This is a genomic window from Pseudomonas sp. JQ170C, from assembly GCF_035581345.1.
GTDB lineage: Bacteria > Pseudomonadota > Gammaproteobacteria > Pseudomonadales > Pseudomonadaceae > Aquipseudomonas.
The window spans coordinates 83,186-108,392 of record NZ_CP141608.1; the positions used below are offsets into that span (position 1 = coordinate 83,186).

Consider the following 25,207-nt stretch of genomic DNA (forward strand, 5'->3'; position numbering starts at 1 on the left):
CCTTCAGACCGGCAAGGCCATGTAGAACTGGGTGCCTTGCCCCGGGCGCGAATACACACCCATGCGTCCGCCATGCAGTTGGACGATTTCCTTGCACAGTGCCAGGCCAAGGCCTGCCCCGCCTTTCTTGCGTCCGACCTGGACGAAGGGCTCGAAGATCCGTCCTTGTTGCCCGTAAGCAATCCCCTCGCCGTTGTCCTCAATGCTGATGATCACCCGCTCGTCATGGCGCCTGGCGTGCAGGCGAATGTGGCCGGCCGTGGGTGTATGGCGCACGGCGTTGTCCAGCAGATTGTCCATCACGCGGTCGAGCTGCAAGGGGTCGGCCTGGATGCGTGGCAGGGGCGTATCCAGCTCGATCTTCAGCTCGATCTGCTTGTCGGCGGCCGGTCCTGCAAAGCGCTCGCATGCACGGGCCAGCAAGTCGTCGACGGCGCAGGGGGTCAGCTCCAGCTTCTGTTGGCCGCTCTGGTAGCGCGAGAAGTTGAGCAGGTCGTTGATCAACTGGGTCAGACGCTGCATTTCTTCACCGATGGTGTCGAACAGGTCGGTCTCTCTTGATTGCGGTGGGAATTTCAGGCGTTCGCGCAACAGCCCGAAGGCCATGTGCATCCCCGTGACCGGTGTGCGCAGTTCATGGGAGGCGCGTAGCACAAACTCACTGCGCACCCGCTCGAAGGTGCGCTGTTCGGTGACATCGTGGAGGACCATGACGGCACCAAGAATCTGCCCCCCGGGATGGCACATGGGCGTCAGGCTGTAAGCCAGCAAGCGCGGCTCTTCATCTATTTCCAGGTCCAGGTCTTCCGGCGGGCGGTCCAGGCTTGCGCCACGCAACACCAGGCGCAGTTGCTCGTCCAGCTCCGGGCGCTTCAGCGCTTCACCCAGGCCACTGCCCAGGCGGCTGTCATCCCAGCCCAACTGGCGTTGGGCTACAGGGTTGATGTGCTCCAGGTGTCCCTGGCGGTCGATGATCAGCAGGCCGTCATCAATGCTGTCGAGTACCGCTCGCAGGCGCTGCTGGCCAGCGAGCAGTTCATCGACATTGGTTGCCTGATGTTTGCGCAGGGCTTCGGCCATCAAGCCGAAGCGACGGGTCAGCTGGTTCATTTCCAGGGCCTGGACCACGGGCAGGGTTACATCAAAGTCGCCCTGGCCGATCTGGTCGGCAGCTTTTGCCAGCGCCTCGATGGGGTGACCAAAGCGCCGGGCGATGCCGTGGGCGGTCACAAATCCAAGGATCAGCACGGCCAGGCCCACCAGGCCGAGCAGGCTGGAAATCAGCAAGGCGCGGTCATGGGCCTGCTGCTGGCTTTGATTGATGTGCTCCAAGGCATGCTTGTGGGCGTTGACCAGGTCAGCACGCAGGGTATTGAAAGCCTGGCCCAGCGGATGGTCGGCGCCGAGGCTGCGCGCCGGTGCGCTGCTGGTGCGAAAGGCCTGGAGGTACTGCTGGTAATGCTGATTGGCCTGGGCAAACCCTTCATTGGCCGCGTTATCTGTCTCATGGCTGGTGCCCTCGTCGAGCAATTGCTGGAACTGCGTTTGCAGGTCCTCCAGCGCCTTGGCATTGGCGGAGTCATCAAGCATCAACGTCAGTTGTTCACCGAGGTTCTGCCGCAGTTTCAAGCCAAGGTCGAGGGTAACGGCGTTCTCGCGGATCGATGCCTGTTGTGTGCTGGACATCTGCAGCACGCTGACCAGGCCCAGCAGCAAGCCGAACAGGGCCACGGTGATCAGAGCCGAAATGCTGAGAAAAAGCCGCGTGCGCAGCTTCATCGTCCATTTCATAAGTTGTACTGCTTGCGCTTGCGGTACAGGGTCGAGGCGTCGATGCCGAGGGTCTTGGCGGCCTGGTCGAGGGTATCGCTGGTCGCCAGCACCGCCCCGATGTGTGCCCGCTCCAGCTCATCCAGGCTCAGCGCGGCACCGATACGTGGCGCATTGCTGGCCGGTTGCTCGGCCATGCCCAGGTGGCTGACCTCTACCCGCTCCTGGGCACAGATGATGCTGGCCCGCTCGACCACGTTGCGCAACTCGCGAATGTTGCCCGGCCAGCGGTAGTTGAGCAGCGCTGCACGGGCTTCATCGCTGAAACCACGGGCCGGGCGTGAGTACTCTTTGACGAAGCGGGCGAGGAAACGATCGGCCAGGGCCAGGATGTCTTCACTGCGTTCGCGCAAGGGGGGCAGGTGCAGGGTGATGACGTTGAGGCGATAGAGCAGGTCTTCGCGAAAGCGCCCGTCGCGAACCATGTCTTCCAGGTTGAGATTGGTCGCCGCCAGGATGCGCACATCGGCGCGGCGGGTCACCGGGTCGCCGACCCGCTCGTATTCCTTGTCCTGGATAAAGCGCAGCAGCTTGGGCTGAAGCGGTAGTGGGAAATCGCCGATTTCGTCCAGGAACAAAGTACCACCATCGGCCTGGTTGACCCGGCCCAAGGTGCTTTCGCTGGCCCCGGTAAAGGCGCCACGGCTATGGCCAAAGAGCTCGCTTTCCATGAGCTCGGCGGTCAACGAGGGGCAGTTGATGGTCACGCACGCCTTGCGGGCGCGTTTGCTCCAGCCATGAATGGCCCTGGCCAGCTCGCCTTTGCCGGTGCCGGATTCACCGAGAATCAGGATGTTGGCATCGGTACTGGCCACCTGGCGGGCGGTTTCCAGCACCACCATCATGGCCGGGCTGTGGGAATCCAGGCCGTCCTTGGGTTTTCGCACCTCGTCTTCCAGTGCTTCCAGGCGCGCAGACAACTGGCGCACTTCAAGCTGCTTGGCCGTGGCCAGGCGCAATTGGTCGGGGCTGCACGGTTTCACCAGGTAGTCGGCAGCGCCGGCCTGGATGGCATCGACGGCAGTGTCGACCGCCGAGTGGGCGGTGACGATCACCACGCGCATCCAGGGGGCCTGAATGCGCATCTGCGCCAGCACATCCAGGCCGTTGTCCTCGCCCAGGCGAAGGTCGAGAAAGCACAGGTCGAAGACCTGGCGCTGCAGCAGGGTTTCGGCCTGGGCGGCGCTGTTGGCGGTGGCCACGCTGTAGCCTTCATCCTCCAGGCAGTAGCGGAAGGTACGCAGGATGGCAGTCTCATCATCGACCAACAGAATGCGGCCTTGATGTTCCTGGGCTGATTCCATTTTCCTGCGCTCCTTTGAGATTGATCTTGGTTAGTGTCAGAAAAATCGGGCAAGTTGCATGATTCGTTCTGATTCTTTCCTGCTCCTGCATGGTAGTCCTTCGCCTGGTACATATCTAACCGGCTGAATAAAGGGCGGTTGTATGTGCAGTAGGACCTTGGCGCGATGGATGCGGTCCAATGACTCTCTGGCCTATCGGAGGTTATCCCATGCCCGTTCCGCATCCCTTGGTAGTCGCCGCTACCGTGCTTCTATTGTTGCCGGTCGCTGCGTCTGCCGCCGATCCACAACCCACCGCGCGGCAGGAGGCGCGACTGGAAGGCGCATTGCAAACCGCCCTGGCGCTTAACCGGCTGCTCAATCCGTTCAAGATCGAAGTCGAGGTGCAAGGGGGAACGGCACGTCTGCAAGGCCAGGTCGAGAACGAGGTCGAACGGCAACTGGCCGAGCAAGTGGCGCTGGCGACCCGAGGTATCGACAAGGTGCAGAACGACCTGCAAATCAATGCCGACCTGGTCGAACAGCCGCTGGAGCGCCGCGCCTATGCCCAGCGCCTGGAGGACGCGACCCTGGCGTCGATCATCCGCGCCCGCTTGCTGTGGAGTACCCGTACCCAGGCGTCAGCTATAGAAGTGCAAAGCCGTGAAGGTGTGGTAACGCTGCGTGGCCAGGTCAACAGTGCCGAGGCCAAGGAGTTGGCTGGCGTGCTGGCAGGTTCGACCGAAGGGGTCTTCCTGGTGAACAACTTGATCAGCCTGAGCGCCGCCGACATGGCCAAGCTGCGAGAAGCACAGCAGGAGGTCAGGAGCGATCCGCAACTGAGCGACGCCTGGATCAACAACAAGGTCCAGACCAGCTTCATGTACAGCCGCAACCTCGATGGCCCGAACATCAAGGTCGCTACCCAGGAGGGCGTGGTGAGGCTGTCGGGTGAGGTGGTCAGCGATGAACAGAAAACCATCGCGGTCGAAGTTGCGCGACAGATTCGCGGTGTCAGGGGCGTGGACGCAGACATGCTCAAAGTGGCGACCAAGGTGCAGGGCTGATCATGCAAAACGCACGAGGCGACCGGGGCCATCGTGCAGGATACGTCCTACAGTTGATCGCCTTGTTTTATAACTAGCTGATAAATAAAGAGATTTTTAATAAAGAAAGAATGGCATGCGCTCTGCAATGACTACTGCAAGTCAACAACAAATGCAGCAGGAGGAGCACGGCATGAACCGCCATCCCGCCACCCTAGTGCAGATATCGCCACTTCAGCTGCGCCAGGGGCTGTTTTTCAGCCTGGCCCTGCTGCTGACCCTGATTGCCGGTCAGCTCTATCACAACTGGCAAGTTGCCCAGGATGCCCGGGCCATCCCAGCCCGCGCCGCCCTGATGGTTAAAGCGCCGACCCCCGCCTCCGCCGTGCTGACGCAAGCAGCGCCCGCCGCAGCCAACGCCGCCACGGTCGAGACCAGAACCCCTCGTGAACGCTGGGTGTTCTGAGCCAGAGGAACTCTTTCTAAAACGGTAAGGAGAATCACCATGTTGAGCTGGGCTATCACCTTCCTGATTATCGCCATTGTCGCTGCCGTGCTGGGCTTCGGTGGTATCGCCGGCGCCGCTACCGGTATCGCGAAGATCCTCTTCATTGTCTTCCTGGTGCTGTTCGTGGCTTCTTTCTTCTTCGGTCGTCGCGGTAGAGGTTGAACATGAAAGGGACGCTATACAGAGCCCTGGCTACCGCCCTGCTCATGGGCGGCAGTACAGCGGCAATGGCGGCCAATGACGGCCAGGTCCGGGTCAACCAACTGTTGGCCTCGGACCCCGAATACCGGGAAACCTGGCAAGAGGCTGTCGAAAAAGAGGAGCGCCTGCCCGAGTGGGTGCTCAACCTCAGCGGGGTTTCCGAACAACAGATGTCGGCCGTGGAGGAAGACGGCGACAAGTACCTGGTCGGCCCGCTCTGCGAGACCGAGCAGAAATGCCTGAACAAGCGTCTGGTCGTAGCCTTCAGCTGGGACAAGGATGACGCCTACGGGATGCTGGTCGAAGTGCCCGAGGGCTTGCCGGGCGACAAGTCGCCTACCCGCCATGCCGATTACCGCTGGTTGGGCAAGCCGGACCCAGGCATGCAGAAGTTGCTGATGGAGCAGCTCAAACGTGATCCGAACTGGTACTGAATGCCGCCGGGCTATTCACGTACATATATAGAAGCTGAACCTTTCGCCGTTTCCAGTTTCTATGATGCGCCCGCCTGAGGAAGGCTGGCGCATGACCAAGGGGCCGGGCTGCTCTGATTGTTACAGGATCGGAGGGGCCTAGGGGTACAGGGAGTGCCCCCGATGAGGGCCGGGTCAGGTGAAGCAGCAACGGAAGTTTCAGGTTGGGCGACCCGCTTCAGGGGACATGCCTGACCGAGCTTCCGTAGCGCTTTGACGAACTGTCGAGATTCCTTCCAGGTTTACTTCCGTTTTCCTACAAAGTACGTCGACGCATATTTTCGCTCGACCGTATATCTATATTTTTTCGTCCTGTTTCAACCTTCACGCCTGAGCCTTTTCACGCATTCGGATTGTCGAACAATGGCCTTTTGCATTCAGGTGGATACGTCCAAATCGGCCGGAATATGGCGCTTTGGCCATCGTCGGAATTCCGAACGCCCCGTTCGCAACCCCTTGGGACGCTCGTTTTAGAGCAGAAAGGTCATGCCGATTCGGCATAGGGTAGTCGTTTACGGCATTAGACGGAGACTCCCAGCGTGGGAATAGTTGCGCCTTTTTTCGCTGGCCTGAGCGTTCAAACGCTCGCTCGCGGTGACCTTCTACGGAGTCGCCTGCCGATAGCCACCACCGACCATTTGATGCTGGAAACAGCTCTGGGTCGCGGTTATCAGCCTGGTGCCCGTGTCCACTTCAAGAAAAGGTAACGACATGAAGAAGGCAAAGCTAAGCCTCGCCTGGCAGATCCTCATCGGTCTGGTACTGGGGATTGCCATCGGCGCTTTACTGAATCATTTCAGTGCAGAAAAGGCATGGTGGATCAGCAACGTCCTGCAACCTGCCGGTGACATCTTCATTCGCCTGATCAAGATGATCGTCATCCCGATCGTGATTTCGTCGCTGATCGTGGGTATCGCCGGGGTAGGCGACGCGAAAAAACTGGGCAGCATTGGCCTCAAGACCATCATTTACTTCGAGGTGGTCACCACCATCGCGATCGTGGTCGGCCTGGTTCTGGCCAACCTGTTCCACCCGGGCGCCGGCATCGACATGAGCACCCTGGGTACCGTGGATATCTCCAAGTACCAGGCCACGGCGGCCGAGGTTCAGCATGAACATGCGTTCATCGAGACCATCCTCAACCTGATCCCGTCGAACATCTTCGCAGCGCTGATGCGCGGTGAAATGTTGCCGATCATCTTCTTCTCGGTGCTGTTCGGCCTTGGTCTGTCGAGCCTGCAGGCCGACATTCGCGACCCGCTGGTGAAAACCTTCCAGGGCGTCTCCGAAGCCATGTTCAAGGTCACTCACATGATCATGAACTACGCGCCAATCGGTGTATTCGCGCTGATCGCCGTGACCGTTGCCAACTTCGGCTTCGCCTCGCTGCTGCCGCTGGCCAAGCTGGTGCTGCTGGTGTACTTCGCCATCGCCTTCTTCGCCTTCATGGTGCTGGGCCTGATCGCTCGCCTGTTCGGCTTCTCGGTGATCAAGCTGATGCGCATCTTCAAGGATGAGCTGGTGCTGGCCTACTCCACCGCCAGTTCCGAGACCGTACTGCCGCGCGTGATCGAGAAGATGGAAGCCTACGGTGCGCCGAAAGCCATCTGCAGCTTCGTGGTTCCGACCGGCTACTCGTTCAACCTGGACGGCTCGACCCTGTACCAGAGCATCGCGGCGATCTTCATCGCCCAGCTGTACGGCATTGACCTGTCGCTGAGCCAGCAACTGCTGCTGGTACTGACCCTGATGGTTACCTCCAAGGGTATCGCCGGTGTTCCGGGTGTGTCCTTCGTGGTGCTGCTGGCCACGCTGGGCAGCGTCGGTATCCCGCTGGAAGGCCTGGCCTTCATCGCCGGTGTAGACCGTGTGATGGACATGGCACGTACCGCCCTGAACGTGATCGGCAACGCCCTGGCTGTATTGGTCATCGCTCGCTGGGAAGGCATGTACGACGACGCCAAGGGTCAGCGCTACTGGAACTCCCTGCCGCACTGGCGCAGCAAAGAAGCTGCACCTGCCGGCAAGACTGCCAACCACTAAGGTGCAGTCTGGCTAAACAAAAAGCCCCGACCTGGTCGGGGCTTTTTGCATTGTGCGAGACGGCTTTTGTAGCCGCTGCCGCCAGGCTGCGATCGGCCGCGAAGCGGTCGTACTACTCAATGGCGCCTGCCATGCAGGCGATCGCAGCCTGGCGGCAGCGGTTACGACACCTTAAGGACACCGCGCTCGCCGGGGTGTAGCTGTGGCATCATTTGCCGCAACTTTGTGGGGGGAACATCGGATGCTCAACGGCCTTTGGCTTGGTTTTTTCGTGGTCGCGGCCATCTCCGCGCTGGCGCAATGGCTGGTAGGCGGCAACGCCGGAATTTTTGCCGCAATGGTCGAGAGCATTTTTGCCATGGCCAAGCTATCGGTCGAGGTCATGGTGCTGTTGTTCGGTACGCTGACGCTCTGGCTGGGCTTTCTGAAGATCGCCGAGCAGGCCGGTATCGTTGACTGGCTGGCCAAGGTCCTGGGGCCCCTGTTCGCCAGGCTGATGCCCGAAGTGCCGCCCGGTCACCCGGCCCTGGGCCTGATCACCCTGAACTTCGCGGCCAACGGCCTGGGCCTGGATAACGCCGCTACGCCTATTGGCCTGAAGGCCATGCGTGCGCTGCAGGAGCTCAACCCCAGCTCCACCACCGCCAGCAATGCGCAAATCCTGTTCCTGGTGCTCAACGCCTCGTCCCTGACCCTGCTGCCGGTCACCATCTTCATGTACCGCGCCCAGCAAGGCGCCCCGGACCCTACCCTGGTTTTCCTGCCCATTCTGCTGGCGACCAGTGCCTCCACCCTGGTCGGCCTGCTGTCGGTAGCCGTCATGCAGCGCCTGCGTCTGTGGGACCCGGTGGTGCTGGCTTACCTGATTCCCGGTGCGCTGCTGCTGGGCGGTTTCATGGCGTTTCTCGGCACCTTGTCGGCCACCGCGCTGGCCGGGCTGTCGTCGATCCTGGGCAACCTGACCCTGTTCGGCCTGATCATGCTGTTCCTGGTGATTGGCGCCTTCAAGCGTGTGAAGGTGTACGAAACCTTCGTGGAGGGCGCCAAGGAGGGCTTTGACGTCGCCAAGAGCCTGCTGCCGTATCTGGTTGCCATGCTCTGCGCGGTCGGGGTGCTGCGCGCCTCAGGGGCCCTGGAGCTGAGCCTGGACGGGATCCGTCATGTGGTGGAGTGGCTGGGGATGGATACGCGCTTCGTCGAGGGGCTGCCCACCGCCCTGGTCAAGCCGTTCTCGGGTAGCGCGGCGCGGGCCATGCTGATCGAGACCATGCAGACCCACGGCGTCGACAGTTTCCCTGCCCTGGTGGCGGCGACCATCCAGGGCAGTACCGAAACCACGTTCTATGTGCTGGCGGTGTACTTCGGCGCCGTCGGCATCCAGCGCGCCCGCCATGCAGTCGGTTGCGCCTTGCTGGCCGAGCTTGCCGGGGTGGTCGCGGCCATCTTCGTCTGCTACTGGTTCTTTGCCTGAACCTGCACCTGGTTGGCCTGGGCCAGGGTCCAGGCCACCAATTGCATCATCAACTGGTCAGTGGCGGCGCCGAAGCCGTTGACCACTGCCGGTACCTGCTTGTCGCTGACGGGCTGATGCACTTCAAAGCGCCGGCTGGCGAGAATACGCTGGGTGCGTCCTTCAACCAGCCGCGCGTCGTAGCGAATCAGCACCTGTAGACCATTGGCGCTGTATTCGCTCTGAAAGGCCTGCAGCTCCCCTGCCAGCTCATAGTCGGCCTGCAAGTTGCTGTCATCGGCACTGAGCCGCGGCACCCGGCCATCACGCTGGAAGGCATCGAGCATGCGGTTGCGCAGCAGCAACGGCGCCGGGTCGCTCCAGCGTGCGCCTTTATAGGTGCTGATCAGGTTGCCTTCCGGCACCACGGCAATTTTCGGGCTGTTGAGCACATCACTGGCCAGGGGCTTGTTCAGCCGCAGTGACCAGTTGGCCAGCGTGCCCTGTGTTGCCGGCCGGTTGGCTTGGGCCGACGGCAGGCGATAGACGTCGGCAGGTTCGGCCTCTGGCAGGATCGAGCAGGCACTGCCCAGGCTCAGCGCTGCAGCCAGGGCCAGGAAGCGGCAGGTACGACTCATGGCGTGAACTCCTTGTTTGTGTCACGGCCGAGCAGGTAGCCGCTGGGGTTGGCTTCCAGGCGTTGGGAGATCGCCTTCAGCGAATTGAGCGTTTCGCGCAGCTCGCGAATGGCCGGGGCCAGCTGGTTCAGCCCTTGGGCGCCGCCATCCAGGGCGTCGCGGTTGTCGTTGAGCAGGCTGTTGATGGTGGCTGTGCTCTGGGCCAGGTTCTGCATGGCCAGTTCCGCGCTGCCGAAGGCTTGCTTGCCCTGGCTGTTGAGCAGGCCATTGGCGTTGCGCATCAGCTCGCTGGTTTGCTGGAGCATGGAGCTGGCCTGGTTGCCGACCTGGGCCAGTTGCTGGATTGCCGTACGGATATCACCGCGCTGCTCGCTGAAGGCTGCAGTGGTCTGCTCCAGGTTGGCCAGGGTCTTGCCCAGGCTGGTGGCGTTGTCTTCGGAGAACAGGGCGTTGGCGTTGTGCACCAGCATGTTGATGTTGGTCAGCAGGTCGCTGCCGTCATCGAGCAGGCGGGCAATGGGAGACGGCGAGGCATAGATCACCGGCAGCTTGCCATCCTTGCCCTTGAGTTCCGGGCTTTGCGGTGTGCCGCCGCTGAGCTGGATGAAGGAGGTACCGGTGATGCCGGTCAGGGTCAGTTTGGCCCGGGTATCCTCTTTCACCGGGGTGTCGGCGCTCAGGCGCACTTGCGCCAGTACCCGGCGCGGGTCATTGGGATCGAGCCGCAGGCTGGTAACGTCGCCCACCTTGATACCGCTGTACTGCACCGAGCTGCCGCGGGACAGCCCGGACACCGCTTCGTTGAACACCACTTCGTAATCCTTGAAGGTGCTGTCGACGCTGGACTTGGTCAGCCACAGGCCGAACAGCATGGCGCCGGTGACCACAATGACTGTGACCAGGCCGATCAGCACGTGATGTGCGCGGGTTTCCATCTCAGAGCTCCTTTGCCACTGTGGCGGCCTGATACGCCGCGCGGCCACGTGGGCCGTGAAAATATTCGTGAATCCAGGTGTCGTCGGTGTCTTCGACCTGGGCGATGGGACCTGCCACCAGCACTTTCTTCTGCGACAGCACCGCCACCCGGTCGGTGATGGTGTAGAGGGTGTCCAGGTCGTGGGTGATCAGGAACACGCTCAGGCCCAGGGCATCGCGCAGGGTCAGGATCAACTGGTCAAATGCGGCGGCACCGATAGGGTCCAGGCCGGCGGTGGGTTCATCGAGAAACAGAATGTCGGGATCAAGGGCCAGGGCCCGGGCCAACGCAGCGCGCTTGATCATGCCGCCGGAGAGCGACGAGGGGTATTTGTCGGCGGCGGAAATCGGCAGGCCGGCCAACGCCAGCTTGACCCCGGCCAGGTGCTCGGCATCGGGGCGGGACAAGCCCGCGTGCTCGATCAGCGGCAAGGCGACGTTCTCGGTGACGGTCAATGAAGAGAACAGCGCGCCCTTCTGGAACAGCACGCCAAAGCGGCGTTCGACCTTCGAGCGCTGCTCGTCATTCAGGCCCGTGAGGTCTTGGCCAAATACCTTCACCTGCCCTTCGTTGGGTCGCCGCAACCCGACGATGCTGCGCAGCAGCACCGACTTGCCACTGCCCGACCCGCCCACCACGGCCAGGATTTCGCCCCGGTACAGGTCCAGATCCAGTTGCTCGTGCACGCTCTGGGTGCCGAAGCGGTTGCAGATGCCCCGGGCCTCGATCACCGCCTCGCGGCTGTTGGGGGTTGTCTGACTCACCAGCCCATCTCCATGAAGAACAGTGCGGCGATCGCATCCAGGACGATCACCACGAAAATCGACTGCACCACGCTGGAGGTGGTGTGAGCGCCCACCGACTCGGCACTGCCGCTGACCTTGAAGCCTTCCAGGCAGCCAATGGCGGCGATCAGGAAGGCAAAGAACGGTGCCTTGGCCAGGCCGACCAGAAAGTGCTGCACGCCGATATCGCTTTGCAGCAGCGACAGGAACATGGCGGGCGAGATATCCAGCGACAGCGCGCAGACCACGGCCCCGCCGATGATCCCGCAGATCATTGCCAGGAAGGTCAGCAGAGGCAGTGCGATCAGCAGCGCCAGGACGCGCGGGACCACCAGCAGCTCTACCGGGTCCAGGCCCAGGGTGCGGATGGCGTCGATCTCTTCGTTGGCTTTCATCGAGCCGATCTGCGCGGTAAAGGCACTGGCGGTGCGGCCGGCCATGAGGATGGCGGTCAGCAAAACGCCGAATTCACGCAAGAAGGAGAATGCGACCAGGTCGACGGTGAAGATACTGGCGCCGAACCCGGCCAGTACCGTGGCACCCAGGAAGGCCACCACGGCGCCGACCAGGAAAGTCAGCAAGGCGACGATGGGCGCGGCGTCCAGGCCGGTCTGTTCGATATGGGCGACCACCGCCGTGACGCGCCAGCGCCGGGGCTGGAAGAGGCGAACGAAAATGGTCTGCAGGATCAGGCCGACAAAGCCCAGGATCTGCAGGGTGTCCTTCCAGAGGGTGTCGACCGAGCAGCCAATGCGGCTGAGCAGCTGGATCAGTACCGATTGCTCGGGTTGCTTTTCCGGGATGCAGAAGTTCTGAACCGAGCAGTAGACCGTCTGCAGCAGGGCGCGGCTGGCGTCGGGCAATTGTGCTGATTCGGTCAGGTGGGACAGTCGTTCGGGCCCCAGCAGTTCAACCAGCAAGGCGGCGCCGGCGGTATCGAGCTTGCCCAACTGACTGAGATCGACTTCGGTTTGCTGGTCGTACTGCCCTTTCAAGCTATCGCTGTGCTGCTTGAGCTCGGCGTAGTGGGCCAGGGTCCAGTCACCGACGATCTGCAGGCGTGACGGTGTGCTTGTGGTGTCCAGGGTTGCGCCAGGCGAGTTGATCATAAGCTCCATGCTGTCTGGCGGCGCGGTAATGCGCCGCCACAGAGCATAGCGTTACTGGCTGGCGGTTGCTTGACCATCGTCAATCACACGAAAGCGCAGCACGCCGATGACCTGGCCATCTTCGGTCAGCACCCTCACCTGCCAGCGGCCCACCGGATTGCCGGGGAAGTTCTGCTTGTGGGTCCAGGCCCGGTAGCCTTCCTTGCGCCCGCCATGAATATCCAGGGCGATGCGGTCGACCTCTTTGCCGTCGAACTGCCACACATGGTAGATCCGCTCGTTCAGCCCGCGGGGTGCGTTGATGGCGGTAAAGGCGTAGAGGCCGCTGCTGCGAATCTGGCTGGCCTTGATTTCGTCGAGGCTCTTGCCGGGGGTGCGGTTCTCGACCTGGGTACTGACCGCCACTTCGGTCATCCACAGGGTTGCCGGCGGCACCCAGGATCGCAGCATCCAGCCGCTGGCGCCGACCGCCAGGGTCATGACCACCAGCATCACACCGCGTCGCCAATGGCTGATCGGAAAGCTGCTGGCAAGGCTCGGGAACGAAAGCAGCATGGCAATACCCAAGGCCAGCTTGAAGCTCTGCGAGGTGGTCAGGTGCAGGATGATCGGCAGCGCGGTGAGCAGCGCGGCGAACAACGTCAGGGTATGCAGCGCGAGGAACAGCCAGCGCCGCGGGGCCAGCCATCTGTAATACAGCGGGTCGATGATCGAAATCAGCCCGGCAGCGCCCAACAGGCCGGTAAACACCAGCTGGCCACTGTTCCAGGTGGTGGTGACAAAAAAGAACGGCAAGACAAAGAACAGACTTTCCTGGTGGATCATCTGCGTGGCGTAGCGCAACAGCGGCTGGGGAATCTCGCGCTTGAAGACCTTGGCGAACAGTTTGGTGAAGGTGTTTTCCATCATCAGCCAGATCCAACTGATCAGCATGACGATGGCGATCCAGCTCGCCAGACCTTCCTGGCGGTCGACCAGCATGAAACTGGCAATACCCGAGATGAAACCGCCGAGGGCGATTACGCCGGGATAGCGCTTGATCAGCTCGATCAAGCGCTGGAGATACTGAGGCATTAGAGGGGTTCGCAGGGTGAGGTAATAAATGCTTACAGGATTTTAACCCATTCCCTGTAGGAGCGGGCTTGCCCCGCGATGGCATTCTGATTCTTTCCTGCCATCGCCAGGCAACCCCACCCTTACCGGTGCCTGCGGTGTCTTATCCACAGCAGGATGCCCGCCAGGATCAGCCCCAGCCCCAACGCGATGAGCCCGGTCAGCTCGTTGTAGCTGAACAGGGGTCGCTCGATACGCACATACCCAGGCTTGGCCAGCAGTTGCTTCAAGGCCAGGTTGGCATCCTCCAGGCTCACCCGGCGCAGGGTTCGCGCCGGATCAGCGAAGCGGCCGTCGAGATAATCGTTCAGCGCACCCCAGTAGTAGTCCGCCAGGGCCGAGTTGCCTTGAGTGGTCCAGGCTTCGCGGTCGATCGCCGCCTGTTTGATCCGGGCGAAGGTGGTCGGGTCCAGGCCGTGCTTGCGCAGGCGGTCGAGCATGTCGCCCAGGGCCTGTTCGGCTTCCTTGAGGTCGGCACGGTCCACGTCGGCATTGAGGCTCATCATCCCGGTGTCGCCAAAGGTCTCCCGTTGGGTGTAAGGCCCGTACGACACGCCGTGCTTGAGACGAAGCTCTTCATACAGCGCCCAGTCCAGGTAGCGCTGCAGCAGATCGAAGGTTTGCCCGTGGTCGTTGTCCAGTACCGGCTCCAGGAACAGCCAATGCAACTTTGCACTGTCGCCCAGCCAGCCCCGGTCCAGCTCGCGGCGGAATTCGGCTTTTTGCGTGACACCGTCCAGCGCCCGGCGCTCACCCGGTTCGGCGGGCGTGAGTTCGCCGTAGGAGCGTTCCAGGTAGGCCGGCAGCAGCCGGTCAAGGCCGCCGACCACGATCAGGCTCATGTTGTTGGCGGCATACCAGTGCTGGCGCAGGTCATTCACCTGCTTGAGTGTCATCTCGTCGATCGCCGAACGTTCGGCGCATTTGAGCCCCAACTCCACCGCCAACTGATCGCTGGAGCGGTGGCCGATGTCCTGGCGGTCGAGCCAGCGTTGCAGGTGGGTGTAATGTCCGCCGTCCTCGCGCTCGACAATCCGCTTTGACAGCGCCAGATCGTCTTCATCGATCTCGGTGTCCTTGATCACCGCCAGCAACAGGTCCAGCACCTTTCGCTGGTTGCGGGCGGGGGCTTCGATCACAAACGTGGTGTCGGCACTGCTGGTATAGGCATTCCATTCGCCGCCCAGCGCTTGCATGCGCTTCTCAAGACCGCCTTCGCCGCCTTCGTCGATGCCGCTGAACAACAAGTGTTCGAGAAGATGCGGCAGCTCCTGCTGCTCGCACGGGAAGTCGTCGAAGCCGACGCCGACCACCAGGCGAATTGACACATGGTTGCGTTCATAGCCTGATTTGAGCAGCACCTGCAGCCCGTTGGGCAACAGATAACCTTCGACCTGCGAGCGGTCGAAAGCAAAGCAGGGTATGGCGCCCAATAACAGGCACAGGAACATCAGGCAACGCATGGCGAGCTTCCTAGCGGGCATTCTGGAGGGGCGCAGGTCAAGGTGAATGGGCATCATCCGGCACGCTGTCGAGCAGCAGACCGCCGGTATCGGAGCCACCCAATACCACATAGGCACTGCTGCAGAACAAGGAGTTCAATCGTTTCATATCGGCAATCAGTTCCAGGTGCAAGGCACTGGTCTCGATACTTTGCACCACTCTACGTTGCAATCGGCTGACATGGGCGTGGGCCAGGCGCCGCTCCTGGGCTCGGAAGCGGCGCTTTTCCCGCAGCAGCTGCCGGGCACTTTCCGGGTCGGCGCTCAGGAACACCGACAGGCCCAGGCGCAGGTTGGCAATCAGTTGGCCGTGAAGCCCGGCCAGTTCTTCCAGGCCAACGTCGGAAAACTCACGGCGTTGCGAGGTCTTCTGCTCCTGCACCTTGCGCAGCATGCGCTCTATCAGGTCGCTGGCCAGCTTGAGGTTGATCGCAAGCTCGATGATTTCCGCCCAGCGCTTGCTGTCCTGGCCGCTGAGGTCTTCGCGGGGCATTTGTGCCAGGTACAGCTTGATCGCATTGTTCAGGGCCTCGACATCCTCACCCAGGCTGCGTACCTGCTGGGTCATCGCAGTCTGAGTACCACGCAGGACGCCTTGCATGGCTTCGAGCATGTTGTCGATCAAGTCGCCCACGCGCAGGGTTTCGCGCACCGCGTTGGCCAGGGCCAGGCTCGGTGTGCCGAGGGCGGCGGGGTCCAGGTGGCGTGGGCGGGCGCGGCCATTGGTTTCGGCGCGCTCCGGCAGCAGCCAACTGCACAGCCGGGCCATCGGGGTGACGGTCGGCAGCATGATCAGGCAGCGCAGGCTGTTGTAGAGCAGGTGGAAGCCGATCACCAGCTCCTGGGCGCTGAAGGTCAGGCTGTCCATCCACTTCACCAGTGGGTCGAGCACCGGGATGATGAGAATCAGGCCGATCAGTTTGTACAGCAAGCTGCCCAGGGCCACCTGGCGTCCGGCAGCGTTCTGCATGCTGGTGGAGAGAAAGGCCAGCAGGCCGCTGCCAATGTTGGCGCCAATGACCAGGCCAATGGCCACCGGCAGGCTGATCAGCTCGGCGCCTGCCAGGGTCGCGGTCAGCAGCACGGCGGCCAGGCTGGAATAGGAAATCAGGGCAAACAGGGCGCCGACCAGGGCGTCGAGCAGAATGTCGCCGGTCAGCGAGGCGAACAGCACCTTCACGCCCTGGGCCTGGGTAATAGGGGCTGCGGCTTCGACAATCAACTGCAACGCCAGGATGATCAGGCCCAGGCCGATACCGACGCGGCCCAGTTGCCCGGCGCGGGTCTGCTTGCGCGAGAGGAAGAAAATCACCCCGAGGAAGATCAGCAAGGGCGACAGCCAGGACAGGTCGAAAGTCAGTACCCGTGCCATCAGGGCGGTACCGACGTCGGCACCGAGCATGATCGCCAGCGCCGGGGTCAGGGTCATCAAACCCTGGCCCACGAAGGAGGTCACCAGCATCGCCGTGGCGTTGCTGCTTTGCACCATGGCGGTCACCAGGATGCCGGCGACGAATGCCAGCGGTCGCTTGGACATGTTCTGGCTCAACACCCGCCGCAGGTTCGATCCATACACCCGCAGGATGCCGGTACGCACGATATGGGTGCCCCAGATCAGCAACGCCACGGCGGAAAGCAGATTGAGCAGGGTCAGCATTGAATAGGCCCCCTGTTGAAGCGCCCCAGCGGGGCAAATGGATGGTGCCGTGAGCCTGGCCTGATCGCAGGCGGTTTTTCCCAGTGCTCACTTAAGCTGTAGTCGGCTAGCGGCCGGGGCGCCAGCATCGCATAGCCGGCAGAGCCTTTGAAACAAAACCGTCATGAAGGCGCATGAAAAAAGGGCCCCGAAGGGCCCTTTCTATTGACGCTCAGGGTTACTGACCCGGAATGTCCTTGCGAAGTTTCACGGGCTCGCCCTGCTCCTGGTTCTTCTTGCGGGCCATCGCAGTGCGCATCTTGATGTTGATGGCTTCGACGGCCAGGGAGAAGGCCATGGCGAAGTAGACGTAGCCTTTCGGTACATGCACTTCAAACGCTTCGGCGATCAGTACGGTACCGACCACGATCAGGAACGACAGGGCCAGCATCTTCAGCGACGGGTGCTTGTCGATGAAGTTACTGATGGCGCCGGCGCAGAGCATCATCACCAGCACGGCCACGACAATCGCAGCGATCATCACCGGGACGTGAGAGACCATGCCGACCGCAGTGATCACCGAGTCCAGGGAGAACACGATGTCGATGATGGCGATCTGGATGATGGTGTAGAGGAACTTGCCGCCTTTGCCGGTCGGCTCTTCGTGGGTTTCGTCCTCGCCTTCCAGGCCGTGGTAGATCTCCTGGGAGCTTTTCCACAGCAGGAACAGGCCACCGAAGAACAGGATCAGGTCGCGGCCGGAAATACCCTGGTCGAACACTACGAACAAGTCGGCCGTCAGGCGCATGACCCAGGTGATCGACAGCAGCAGGAGGATACGGGTAACCATGGCCAGGGCCAGGCCGAAGATCCGGGTGCGCTGCTGCATGTGCTTGGGCATGCGGCTGACCAGGATCGAGATCATGATGATGTTGTCGATGCCGAGAACGATCTCAAGGGCCGTCAGTGTAAAAAAGGCAACCCAGATCTCTGGGCTGGTCAGCCATTCCATGTGTATTCCTTCGTGCGGTATTTGCAGGGCGCCCGGGCAAGGAGCGCCACTGCGATTGGATGAATCTGTTGACTTATAGGCTACTGAACACTGGGAAAATTCCCATGAGCAGCGCGGCGAACATTATGCACAGGCAGACCAGCACTGCCCACTTCAGGGTGAAGCGTTGGTGGTCGCCGAAGTCGATGCCGGCCAGGGCTACCAGCAGGTAGGTAGAGGGTACCAGCGGGCTGAGCAGGTGCACGGGCTGGCCGACGATCGACGCGCGGGCCATCTCTACCGGCGAGATACCGTAGTGGCTGGCGGCCTCGGAAAGTACCGGCAGGACACCGTAGTAGAAGGCGTCGTTGGACATGAAGAAGGTGAACGGCATGCTGACGATGGCAGTGATTACCGCCAGGTACGGGCCCAGGGCTTCCGGAATCACGGCCAGCAAGCTCTTGGACATCGCCTCGACCATGCCGGTACCGGACAGAATGCCGGTGAAGATACCCGCGGCGAAAATCAGGCCGACCACGGCCAGCACGCTGCCGGAGTGTGCCGCAACGCGGTCTTTCTGCATTTGCAGGCACGGGTAGTTGACGATCATGGCGATACTGAAGGCGACCATGAACAGCACCGGCAGTGGCAACAGGCCTGCAACCAGGGCAACCATCAAGGCAGCGGTCAGGGCGCCGTTGAACCAGATCATTTTCGGCCGGCGGGCGTCGGGGAACTGCGACACGCTGATTTCGCTGTGGTCGATTTCGTCGCCCGGCAGGTGCAGCTCACCCAGACGGGCACGCTCACGCTTGCCGTACATGTAGGCAATGGCAAGGATCGCCACCACACCGGCGAGCATGGCCGGGATCATCGGGACGAAGATGTCCGAAGGATCGACATGCAGGGCGCTGGCGGCGCGTGCGGTCGGGCCACCCCAGGGGGTCATGTTCATCACCCCGCCGGCGAGAATGATCAGGCCGGCCATGATGCGTGGGCTCATGCCCAGGCGGCTGTACAGCGGCAGCATGGCTGCCACGCAGATCATGTAGGTGGTAGCGCCGTCGCCGTCCAACGACACGACCAGGGCCAGCACGGCGGTACCCACCGAGACTTTCAGCGGGTCACCCTTGACCATCTTGAGGATCTTGCGCACCGCAGGATCGAACAGGCCGGAGTCGATCATCAGGCCGAAATACAGAATGGCGAACATCAACATGACCCCGGTCGGGGCCAGCTTGGTGATGCCTTGCAGCATCATTGGGCCGATATCGCCCGAGAAGCCACCGAACAGGGCGAACAGGATCGGTACCAGGATCAGGGCAATCAAGGCCGACAGGCGCTTGGTCATGATCAGGTACATGAAGGTGATGACCATGGCAAAGCCGAGGAAGGTCAGCATGGGAGTACTCCAGGCGTATCGCGTCGATTAAAGAAACGGGTCGGGCGGATCAGCGCGCGAGGCGCGGCGCATGGAATAGCGGAGGGGTTGCAGCAGGGAGGCGGTTGAAAGCGGACATCAGAATCACCATTGTTGTTGTTAATTGGGCCAGGCGACTGTGGAAAATTCAGACGCTCTGACTGACCGGTCTGTGCCGGAAGTGGGATTCATCCTAAATCCACAAGCTTTCAGCCAGCTTTCGCTGGCCCAATGGCGACGAGAGGTGCATTGTTTGCTATCGGCCAATGGCCGGGAGGAGGATGCGATGACCGAAACGTACCAAGGTGGCTGCCATTGCGGCGCCCTGCGTTATCAGATCAAAGGGCCATTGAGCGACGTTGCCCATTGCCATTGTTCGGTTTGCCGACAGGTCAGCGGCGGTTTGCTGATCACTTGGCTGACCCGCCCGTGCACCGACTTTCAATGGCTCAGTGGTACGCCCCAGCGCTACGACTCCTCACCCAGCTGTGTGAGGTACTTCTGCAGCCGCTGCGGGGCTCATGTGGCGTTGACCACCGACTTGAGCCCGGAAACCATCGACATCACCGTCAGCACCCTGGACAACCCGGAGCTGGCCCAGCCCAAGCGGCATATCTGGACGGAAAGCCGCCTGCCCTGGCTGCACCTGGATGAACACCTGCCAGGGGAGCCGCACGAAACCCTTTAGGGTTCAGGGGAGCTGCAGGCCACCCGCCGCCTTGTGCAGGGCGCGCAGGTGCTCGCCCACCTGCTTGATGTTGGCCTCTACGGCGGCGATTTCGGCGGCGCGTGCCGGGCCCAATAGCGCCCGCACTTCCTTGTCCAGGTCGGCACTGAGGGATTGCAGCTGCTGTTGTCGCTGGCTGGACTCGCTGATCAACAGCGCCCGCTCACTTTCCTGCGGTAACCCATAGCCCTTGCTGCCAAGCAGCTCGGCCGGACGACTGAGAAAGCCGCTGTTGGCCAGAATCTGCTGCAGGGTGCCGTTGGCCTTGGCGACGCTCGCATCGTTCTCCGCCCTCCCGGTCAGGTAACGCTGCTTGACCTCGTCCTGGGCCAGCAGCAGTTGCCGGCGCAGGCTGGCCTGCTCCAGCAGGAGCAAGGCCGCGCTGGTGCGCAGGTCGGCCTGCGTGAACCACTGCTGGCGCTGCTGGGCCGATTGCTCCAGCCACGATTCGACGCTGTCCTGGGGAATCGGCAATTGCTGCTTGAGGACCAGGAACATGGCCTGGTAGCGGTCGCGGTAGGAGTCGAAGCGGTAGCCCAGGCGCAGCGCCTCCCGTGGGTCATCGAGGACACTGACATCGGCCAGGCCGCGGCCTTGCAGCACTTCCAGCAAGCCATTGGGCATGATGCTGTCCAGGTCGGTCAGGCGCGGGTTGGCGGTGCCGCTGCGCAGCAGCTTGAGGGTTTCCACCGCGCAGTTGTTGGACAGGAAGTAATAGTTGCCGTCGTAGCTCCAATGCATCTCCGCTGCCTGGCGAACCAGGCTTTCAAGCTCGGTGCGATCAAGCTTGAGCGGGATCGACGCCAGGCTGCGCAGCTCGGTCTTGGTGTACTCATCAATGACCTGGGCCAGCGGTAGAACGAACAGGCGCGAGGGGTAGGCGCCGGTCAGGCCGTCCCAGCTCGATAGCTGCAGATCATTGACGAAAGCCCGGTATGAGAGCACCAGGTGCTGGTCCAGGTCGAGGCGGCAGTCAGGCCCGCGCGGACGCCCCGGTGCGCAGATCACCAGGCGCAGCATGCTATGGCCCCAGCGGCTGACCCAGTTCTGATTGGCCTCGGCCAGCAGGTAATCCACGGCGTAGACACGTTCGGGATCGATTTCACCCAGCGGTGCCTTGGCGAAGTCGTTGCCGGCATTGAGGAATGGCAGTGCCTGTGTGCACGCCGGCTGATCCGGTGCCCAGTCGAAGTGGGCCTTGAGGTAAGTCTGCAGGGCGGGCCGACGGCAGGCGAAGCTTGGGTCAAGGAGGAAGTACTCCATGTTGACCGCAATGAATTCCTTTGGGCTGCTCAGCTCGTAGCTGTCCGGGCTGCGCGCGACCTGGCGGTTATGCTGCTCGCGCTCCCCTCGCCTGCCTACATATTGCTGCCAGCCAGCCAGGTCGAGCAGGCGCGGATCATCGCTGAGCGTGAAGCGTCGGTCGGTTTGTCCGCGGCATTGCTCGGGCAGGCCAACCTTGCCCTGGCTGCTCATATGGCGCGTGCACTGGGTGATCAGACGCCGGTCAGCACCTTGCCAGAGGCGTGCGCGGTCGTAGATGTGGGTCAGTTCGTGCAGGACGGTGGCCAGCAGCTCGTTGCGAACCGTGCCGTGGGGGCGCCCGGTCTTTTGGCTGGCAGCGCTGCCGTCGGTCAGGCTTGGCAGCAGTTTTTGGTTCAGTTCGAGGGTCGAGACCAGCGATGCCTGGCCGTAGGCATCCGCCGGCATCTTCCCGCTCCAGCTGACCTGGATGCGTCGATCCAGGCGCACCTTGAAGCTGGGCGGCAGCGCCTGCATGGCTTCATCAAGCAGCGCCTGGCTGGCCTGTTGCTGGGCAGGCGTCAGGCCGTCGGTGTTGAGCTGCAGCTGCAAGTCCGCCAGTGCAGGCATGCCCAGCAGTGTCAGCAGGCCGCCCAGCAGCCAGGCGCGCAGGTTTTTCACAGGGCGAGAATGGCTTCGGCCAGGTCCTGGTCGCTGGCCTGGCGTGCTTCAGGCACACGCTGGCGCAGGGTGTCGAAGGCGGCTTCGAGCTGGGCACCACGGATGTCACCGTTGCTGGCGACGTAGCTGGCCGCATCGTCACGGGCTTCGCGCACGACTTTGGAGTCGCGGATCGAGGTGGTGGTGTCGGATGTGAAGTCGATCGAACGACCGAAAGCGCGCACGATGATGTTGCTGGTGGCCACCAGGGTTTGCGCCTGGGCGATATCGGCCAGCAACAGAAGGCCAAGGGTGGCGGCAATCAGCGGTTTACGCATGGAGCATCTCCGGAAGAACAGGGGTAATCATTGGACGAGAATTGCCTGCGCCAGTTCAAGGTCGTCGGCATGAAGTTCGGGGTTGGACTGGCGCAGGCGATTGAGCGCCGCTTGCAAGCGGGCGCCCCGGAGCTGGCCATCGCTGGCGACAAACGCCGCTGCAGCATCCTGGGCATCGAAGAGCAGTTTGCGATCGAAGGGTGCCGAGGTCACCTTGCTGGTGACGTAGCCACTGATGACAAGGTTATTGGTGGTGAGGTCCAGTGCCTGGGCAGAACCGCCCCAGCACAGCCCAAGCAACAGCAATGACAGATAACGCATGAGTCTCGGTAGGCTGGTAAGTCAGCCGGCAAGGCTATCCCAATGCGCTGGCAAGAACCAGCGTAGGGAACCCGGCTTCGTTGCATGTTGTTACATGCGCGAAGCCGGAATCAGGCGGCCTCAGATCGCCAGGATGGCCTGGGCCAACTGCGCGTCGCTCGCCTGCAGGGTTGGAGCCTGCTGACGGATGTGGGCGAAAGCGCTCTCGAGCTTCACACCGCGGATTTCGCCGTGGCTGGCAACGAAGCTGGCAGCGTCGTCACGGGCTGCGCGCACGATCTTGTCGTCACGGAACGAGGAAGACACATCGGAGGTGGCGTCGGTGGAAGCAGCTACGCCGCGAACGATGGTGTCGGTAGTCACGACGAAGCTAGTGGCGTTGGCGGTGGAAGCCAGGGCCAGCAGCAGTGCGGCGCCAACAAAGCGTGAACGGAACATGGTCGATCTCCTGAAAAAGGCTGGTACTTGTGTCAGACGCACGCTCAGCTTGTTGTGCTACTTATCGTTTCCAAGCTGGGTGCATTAAGCGTATCACGCGATCAGCGTCCGTGAGTTAGACAGGATACCAGTAAGATTTATCAACTGTACCTGTAAAAAATAACTCTTCGTAAACTGTATCTGTCGAGCCCGTAGCCGCTCTATTCCGCGGCTTCAGAACGACAAAACCCGTCAGCAGTCACCTGCGACGGGTTTTGTGGAATTCGAGGTGCCGGCGTTGGCCGGCGAGCCTTGCATCAACGCCAGAACGGCTTGCTCAGCTCTTCGTAGCGTTGTGCCTCGCTGATGCCGGCGTCGGCAAGCAGGCGGGAGTCCAGGCGGGCCAACTGGTGGCGGCTGGCGATGCGGCGTTGCCACAGCATCAGGTTAGCCAGAGCGCGCAGTGGCAGCGCAGCCTTGGATTGTTTGGCGGTGTTTTCGAAAACCAGGCCGGAACTGAGGGTACGTTCCATGATGTCATCCTTCCGCTTGTGGCGGCATTAGGTAGTGATTTAACTGATGCCAATGATCCTCCTCTGTCGTCCATAACAGTAGATACAGTTCACCTAGATTGTGATGGTCCAGTTAACTGTTTAAGTGCACTGTTGCACTCGAAATAGGCGTAACTGTACTGGTCAGCACTCAAATGGTGCATTTATCTGCAGAGTAAGGAGGTTGGAGCGGAAATGCGGGGTGAAAATACCGGTACAGTAGAACAGTTTTTGCAAATGTATAGGTGGTAACTGTTCAGCCGGTGAGCATTGCGCATCACCGGCTGAATTACAGTACGACTCAGCTGGCGAGCATACGGCCGGTTTCTTCCAGGTTTTCGTGCCAGGCCAGGGCTTCACGCAGGATGTGCGGGGTATGACCGCCGCGCTCGCAAGCGCGGGTGAAGTAGTCATTCAGCGCATCGCGGTAGTCCGGGTGCACACAGTTGTCGATGATCACCCGTGCGCGCTCGCGCGGCGCCAGGCCACGCAGGTCGGCGAGGCCCTGCTCGGTGACGAGAATGTCGACGTCGTGCTCGGTGTGGTCCACGTGGCTGACCATTGGCACTACGCTCGAGATCGCACCGCCCTTGGCGATGGACTTGGTGACGAAGATCGCCAGGTGCGCATTGCGGGCGAAGTCGCCGGAACCGCCAATACCGTTCATCATCCGCGTGCCGCAGACGTGCGTGGAGTTGACGTTGCCGTACAGGTCAAACTCAAGGGCGGTGTTGATGCCGATGATGCCCAGTCGACGGACCACTTCAGGGTGGTTGGAGATTTCCTGTGGGCGCAGGACCAGTTTGTCCTTGTAGCGCTCAAGGTTGCCGAACACGTCAGCGTTGCGGCGAGTCGACAGGGTGATCGAGCTGCCCGAGGCAAAGCTCAGCTTGCCGGCGTCGATCAGGTCGAAGGTCGAGTCCTGCAGTACTTCGGAGTACATGGTCAGGTCTTCAAACGGCGAGTCGATCAGGCCGCACATCACCGCGTTGGCAATGCTGCCGATGCCGGCCTGCAGCGGGCCGAGCTTGTTGGTCATGCGCCCTGCTTCCACTTCCTGCTTGAGGAAGTTGATCAGGTGGTTGGCGATGCCTTGGGTTTCGCCATCCGGCGGGAGTACGGTGGACGGCGAGTCCGGCTGCTCGGTGATGACGATACCGACAATCTTGGCCGGGTCGATCGGGATCGCGGTGCTGCCGATGCGGTCATCGACTTTTACCAGCGGGATCGGCGTACGGGTTGGACGGTAGGTCGGGATGTAGATGTCGTGCAGGCCTTCGAGGTTGGCGTTGTGCGCCATGTTGATCTCGACGATGACCTGTTTGGCGAAAATCGCGAAGCTGGCCGAGTTGCCCACCGAGGTGGTCGGTACGATGTGGCCTTGCTCGGTGATGGCTACCGCTTCGATGACCGCGATGTCCGGCAGTTTCAGCTGTTGGTTGCGCAGCTGTTCAACGGTTTCCGACAGGTGCTGGTCGATGAACATGACCTTGCCATCGTTGATGGCCTTGCGCAGGGTGCTGTCGACCTGGAATGGCATGCGACGGGCCAGTACACCGGCCTCGGTCAGTTGTTTGTCCAGGTCGTTGCCCAGGCTGGCGCCGGTCATCAGGCTGATTTGCAGCGGCGACTGCTTGGCGCGTTCGGCCAATGCATGGGGTACAGCCTTGGCTTCGCCGGCGCGGGTAAAACCGCTCATGCCGACGGTCATGCCGTCCTCGATCAGGCCAGCGGCATCAGCCGCACTCATTACCTTGCTGTGCAGGGAGGACAAGCGGATACGATCACGGTACATGGATTGTTATCTCGGGCTACTAAAGCTAGATGCGCAGTCTAGTGTTTTAGCAACGCGCCGTCCCGCGACCAAGGTCGAATGCTAAGCCCTGAATTAGAGCCTTCTGTCGGCTGGCCGGGCATGAAAAAGCCCCAGCCGGTACAGCGCTGGGG

General features: G+C 61.7%; 24 protein-coding genes. 7 read left to right on the plus strand and 17 right to left on the minus strand.

Annotation, left to right across the window (positions count from 1 at the left end; genetic code table 11):
* Positions 1-3: 3 nt before the first annotated feature.
* Together U9R80_RS00420 and algB are read right to left on the minus strand one after the other, a co-directional pair.
* Entirely contained in the window at positions 4-1,791 is a 1,788-nt protein-coding gene (locus tag U9R80_RS00420) for a KinB sensor domain-containing domain (protein ID WP_301839120.1), read from the minus strand.
* Complete coding sequence (gene algB, locus U9R80_RS00425; protein WP_301839122.1) at positions 1,788-3,134, minus strand: sigma-54-dependent response regulator transcription factor AlgB; 1,347 nt, start codon at positions 3,132-3,134, stop codon at positions 1,788-1,790. Before algB ends, U9R80_RS00420 begins: the two co-directional genes overlap by 4 nt.
* Before the next feature lie 209 nt (positions 3,135-3,343).
* Between algB and U9R80_RS00430 the strand changes: the two genes are divergently transcribed.
* The 6 genes from U9R80_RS00430 (at position 3,344) to U9R80_RS00455 (ending at position 8,855) form a co-directional block, all read left to right on the plus strand.
* On the plus strand, positions 3,344-4,180 hold the full coding sequence (locus tag U9R80_RS00430; RefSeq protein ID WP_301839124.1) for a BON domain-containing protein: 837 nt from the start codon (positions 3,344-3,346) through the stop codon (positions 4,178-4,180).
* A gap of 172 nt (positions 4,181-4,352) precedes the next feature.
* Positions 4,353-4,625, plus strand: coding sequence for a hypothetical protein (locus U9R80_RS00435; RefSeq protein WP_301839126.1), 273 nt, complete (start codon positions 4,353-4,355; stop codon positions 4,623-4,625).
* A gap of 39 nt (positions 4,626-4,664) precedes the next feature.
* Positions 4,665-4,829 carry a DUF1328 domain-containing protein gene (locus U9R80_RS00440; RefSeq protein WP_009401691.1) on the plus strand — a complete coding sequence of 55 codons (165 nt, stop codon included), beginning with the start codon at positions 4,665-4,667 and terminating at the stop codon, positions 4,827-4,829.
* A 2-nt stretch (positions 4,830-4,831) separates the two neighbouring features.
* Positions 4,832-5,302: an inhibitor of vertebrate lysozyme family protein gene (locus tag U9R80_RS00445; RefSeq protein WP_301839131.1), complete on the plus strand. Its 471-nt coding sequence runs from the start codon at positions 4,832-4,834 to the stop codon at positions 5,300-5,302.
* A gap of 750 nt (positions 5,303-6,052) precedes the next feature.
* Positions 6,053-7,384: a glutamate/aspartate:proton symporter GltP gene (gene gltP / locus U9R80_RS00450; protein ID WP_028942660.1), complete on the plus strand. Its 1,332-nt coding sequence runs from the start codon at positions 6,053-6,055 to the stop codon at positions 7,382-7,384.
* Between the two features lie 241 nt (positions 7,385-7,625).
* Positions 7,626-8,855: a nucleoside recognition domain-containing protein gene (locus U9R80_RS00455; RefSeq protein ID WP_301839133.1), complete on the plus strand. Its 1,230-nt coding sequence runs from the start codon at positions 7,626-7,628 to the stop codon at positions 8,853-8,855.
* Here the strand turns inward: U9R80_RS00455 and U9R80_RS00460 are convergent.
* From U9R80_RS00460 to U9R80_RS00500, 9 genes are all read right to left on the minus strand, one after another.
* Positions 8,837-9,472, minus strand: a complete 636-nt coding sequence (locus tag U9R80_RS00460; RefSeq protein WP_301839134.1) for an ABC-type transport auxiliary lipoprotein family protein — start codon at positions 9,470-9,472, stop codon at positions 8,837-8,839. The genes U9R80_RS00455 and U9R80_RS00460 overlap by 19 nt on opposite strands.
* Positions 9,469-10,407 (minus strand): MlaD family protein, encoded by a 939-nt coding sequence (locus tag U9R80_RS00465; RefSeq protein WP_301839135.1) that lies wholly within the window; start codon positions 10,405-10,407, stop codon positions 9,469-9,471. Before U9R80_RS00465 ends, U9R80_RS00460 begins: the two co-directional genes overlap by 4 nt.
* A 1-nt stretch (position 10,408) precedes the next feature.
* The gene (locus tag U9R80_RS00470) at positions 10,409-11,179 is read right to left on the minus strand and encodes an ABC transporter ATP-binding protein (protein WP_442964993.1); all 771 of its coding nucleotides are present in this window, start codon (positions 11,177-11,179) and stop codon (positions 10,409-10,411) included.
* 29 nt (positions 11,180-11,208) lie between these two features.
* A complete protein-coding gene (locus U9R80_RS00475) occupies positions 11,209-12,342 on the minus strand; it encodes an ABC transporter permease (RefSeq protein ID WP_442964928.1) in 1,134 nt (377 codons plus the stop codon).
* Positions 12,343-12,393: 51 nt separating this feature from the next.
* Positions 12,394-13,416, minus strand: coding sequence for a DUF5924 family protein (locus U9R80_RS00480; protein ID WP_301839138.1), 1,023 nt, complete (start codon positions 13,414-13,416; stop codon positions 12,394-12,396).
* Between the two features lie 122 nt (positions 13,417-13,538).
* A complete protein-coding gene (locus U9R80_RS00485) occupies positions 13,539-14,918 on the minus strand; it encodes a M16 family metallopeptidase (RefSeq protein ID WP_301839139.1) in 1,380 nt (459 codons plus the stop codon).
* Between the two features lie 37 nt (positions 14,919-14,955).
* The gene (locus U9R80_RS00490) at positions 14,956-16,614 is read right to left on the minus strand and encodes a Na/Pi cotransporter family protein (RefSeq protein WP_301839141.1); all 1,659 of its coding nucleotides are present in this window, start codon (positions 16,612-16,614) and stop codon (positions 14,956-14,958) included.
* 217 nt (positions 16,615-16,831) lie between these two features.
* Positions 16,832-17,605, minus strand: a complete 774-nt coding sequence (locus U9R80_RS00495) for a TerC family protein (RefSeq protein WP_028942669.1) — start codon at positions 17,603-17,605, stop codon at positions 16,832-16,834.
* 73 nt (positions 17,606-17,678) lie between these two features.
* Complete coding sequence (locus U9R80_RS00500; protein ID WP_301839142.1) at positions 17,679-18,986, minus strand: CitMHS family transporter; 1,308 nt, start codon at positions 18,984-18,986, stop codon at positions 17,679-17,681.
* 304 nt (positions 18,987-19,290) lie between these two features.
* Between U9R80_RS00500 and U9R80_RS00505 the strand changes: the two genes are divergently transcribed.
* Positions 19,291-19,692: a GFA family protein gene (locus U9R80_RS00505; protein WP_301839144.1), complete on the plus strand. Its 402-nt coding sequence runs from the start codon at positions 19,291-19,293 to the stop codon at positions 19,690-19,692.
* Positions 19,693-19,695: 3 nt separating this feature from the next.
* On the opposite strand, the gene U9R80_RS00510 is transcribed toward U9R80_RS00505, so the two are convergent.
* The 6 genes from U9R80_RS00510 to U9R80_RS00535 all read right to left on the minus strand — a co-directional run bounded on the left by U9R80_RS00510 (position 19,696) and on the right by U9R80_RS00535 (position 25,055).
* The gene (locus U9R80_RS00510) at positions 19,696-21,654 is read right to left on the minus strand and encodes a DUF7844 domain-containing protein (protein ID WP_301839146.1); all 1,959 of its coding nucleotides are present in this window, start codon (positions 21,652-21,654) and stop codon (positions 19,696-19,698) included.
* A complete protein-coding gene (locus U9R80_RS00515; RefSeq protein WP_301839147.1) occupies positions 21,651-21,971 on the minus strand; it encodes a DUF2388 domain-containing protein in 321 nt (106 codons plus the stop codon). Before U9R80_RS00515 ends, U9R80_RS00510 begins: the two co-directional genes overlap by 4 nt.
* A gap of 27 nt (positions 21,972-21,998) precedes the next feature.
* A complete protein-coding gene (locus U9R80_RS00520; RefSeq protein ID WP_301839148.1) occupies positions 21,999-22,292 on the minus strand; it encodes a DUF2388 domain-containing protein in 294 nt (97 codons plus the stop codon).
* Between the two features lie 120 nt (positions 22,293-22,412).
* The gene (locus U9R80_RS00525; protein ID WP_301839149.1) at positions 22,413-22,730 is read right to left on the minus strand and encodes a DUF2388 domain-containing protein; all 318 of its coding nucleotides are present in this window, start codon (positions 22,728-22,730) and stop codon (positions 22,413-22,415) included.
* 296 nt (positions 22,731-23,026) lie between these two features.
* Positions 23,027-23,242 carry a DUF1127 domain-containing protein gene (locus U9R80_RS00530; protein ID WP_301839151.1) on the minus strand — a complete coding sequence of 72 codons (216 nt, stop codon included), beginning with the start codon at positions 23,240-23,242 and terminating at the stop codon, positions 23,027-23,029.
* A 319-nt stretch (positions 23,243-23,561) separates the two neighbouring features.
* Complete coding sequence (locus tag U9R80_RS00535) at positions 23,562-25,055, minus strand: acetyl-CoA hydrolase/transferase family protein (RefSeq protein WP_301839153.1); 1,494 nt, start codon at positions 25,053-25,055, stop codon at positions 23,562-23,564.
* Between the last annotated feature and the right edge of the window lie 152 nt (positions 25,056-25,207).